The following is a 2,164-nucleotide window of genomic DNA, read 5'->3' on the forward strand; positions in this document are numbered from 1 at the left end:
GTTAATGACCCTCTGGGTTATCTTTTGGGACTCCAAAATGTCAAGAGAAACAAAAAGATGGCAAGAAATGAGGTAACACAATGCCACGCACCGTAAATATAGCCTTAAGTTCTACGCAACGCTCTCTAAAAAAATTCGTTATAGGGATAAACTTTTCTCTTGACAAATTGCCTTTAATATGTGGTTGGTGCAATCCTGATGTATATTAGGATTAGCCCGTTAATAGAAAACCGAGTCAGGACTTTAGGCTGTTTATAATCCAAACTGTTTCGCACAGCGGGAAGTTTCATTTTTTAAACTTTATTCCTGCAATCCAGGCGTGAAACCGTAGAACAGAAGGCTACGGATTCATGCATGGATTGCAGTATCCGAGCCCGTTATTTGTGCAAGAGAAACGAATTTTTGAAAAAAATTAAAAAAATTCGTTATAGGGATAAACTTTTCTCTTGACAAATTGCCTTTAATATGTGTTAGGCTTTTCTATTGTTTTTGTCTATCTAAAAGAGTTTGACAAAATTAAAAACCTCACCTCCTTTTTGCCAAGATTAACTCTGTTGTTTTCAAAAGTAAAATGAAGCAATTTTAGGATGCCTAACGTTGGTGCCAACTTCTAAAATTCAGTAAATTCTCTTCTCTTTAATCCTGACAAATCTAAGGTTGCATTCTTTAGGTTCGGAATTATCTCCCACTCTTCCATAGTTAAAGCACCAATAAGAATATCAATCTTTTTCCCATCCACTCTCCCTACTTCATCAATAGGAATTACCTCAGTGTGAAATACAAGTCCTTCAATCTTGCCTTCAATTGCACAATACTCTTTTACGTCAACTATCCTTCCACCTAATGCTACTTTGTAAGGCTCAGATAGGCGACGGATAGCAACACCTTTTAATAGATGGTTCACCACATAGGTATGCATAGAGCCAGTGTCAAATAGCGCCAGGGCTTTTTTACCTTCAATCTCTATTTCTTTTACAATCCTCATTTTTGACCTCCTACTGAAAGAGTTTATGGTTACAAAAAACCTTTAAGAAGCCTAACGATAGAGTTCAGCGGCGGCGGGGCGGATTACCACCAAACTTTGTAAACAAGATAAAATCTTGAGATACCACAAAACTCTAATTACGGCACAGCCCCCGCAGTCAGGTGCAGCGCCGGGTTAGGTTCAATCTATGCTTGCTTGACGAATGCGTATTCGGGTTTCCTCTACGACCACCAAAGACTGCGGTGACAAATCCACATTATGATGCAGAAGTTGATTACACACTTTAATCACATTGTGGGACTGAAGATTCCTAACTCGCACAAAGATAATACCAAAGTAGGGCTTGCCTTCATGAATGGCTAACGTTCCAAAATCCGCATCATGAGTTAATACCCAACATTTTTCCTCATACGCAATCTCAAGGAGTTCATCGTCACTTTTACCGTGCCACCGTTGTTCCTTGGTGTCTAACACATCCAACCCTTGATTTCTGAGGAAAGCCACAACCTTCGGAGAAATGTTTTCATCAGTGAGAATTCGTAACTCTTGAAACTTCATGCTGCTGGCTCCAACGCAAGATATACCTCATTCCTGTAGGACTGGGCGGTATATCTCAGACAAGCGAGAATGTCCTCTTTGGTTAAATGAGAATAATCCTCGAGAATCTCTTCTTCGCTTACACCAGAAGCAAGTAAGTCAAGGATGAACTCAATGGATATACGAGTTCCCTCGATGATGGGTTTTCCTCCGAGTATCCTCGGGTTTACAACAATTCTTGCCATCTTTATATCTCCTTCTGTTATTGTATTATCAATGCCTAACGATTGAGCTCACCTGCTGCGAGGGGGAATTACCACTAAACTTTGTAAGCAAGATAAAACTCTGGTAAATTACAAAACTATCTCAATCATGCCACAGCCCCTCGCAGTCAGGTGCAGCGAAGGGTTAGAATTTCTCTTTTATATCCTCACACAAAGCCTCAAAGCACACAAAGATTTATTCTATTTTCATTTTCACCCATCTTTGTGTTCTTTGTGTGATTATTTTTTTATTCTAACGATAAAATAACCTGCTCTGTCAGGTTCATTGTTTTGTTAGCAATTCATTTCTTTGTCACTTCCTCTCTCCACACTACTTCTTCGATGCTTCTGCTCCAGGATACTTCTTCTCCTCTTCCGT

General features: G+C 39.6%; 3 protein-coding genes. All 3 read right to left on the minus strand.

What is annotated here, in order from left to right:
* Positions 1-610 precede the first annotated feature (610 nt).
* The 3 genes from AB1414_19660 to AB1414_19670 all read right to left on the minus strand — a co-directional run bounded on the left by AB1414_19660 (position 611) and on the right by AB1414_19670 (position 1,767).
* A complete protein-coding gene (locus AB1414_19660; GenBank protein MEW6609631.1) occupies positions 611-985 on the minus strand; it encodes a hypothetical protein in 375 nt (124 codons plus the stop codon).
* Between the two features lie 180 nt (positions 986-1,165).
* Positions 1,166-1,543: a DUF5615 family PIN-like protein gene (locus AB1414_19665; protein ID MEW6609632.1), complete on the minus strand. Its 378-nt coding sequence runs from the start codon at positions 1,541-1,543 to the stop codon at positions 1,166-1,168.
* Positions 1,540-1,767, minus strand: a complete 228-nt coding sequence (locus AB1414_19670) for a DUF433 domain-containing protein (GenBank protein MEW6609633.1) — start codon at positions 1,765-1,767, stop codon at positions 1,540-1,542. Before AB1414_19670 ends, AB1414_19665 begins: the two co-directional genes overlap by 4 nt.
* Positions 1,768-2,164 lie beyond the last annotated feature (397 nt).

Source organism: bacterium (genome assembly GCA_040755795.1).
Lineage (GTDB): Bacteria > UBA9089 > CG2-30-40-21 > CG2-30-40-21 > SBAY01 > JBFLXS01.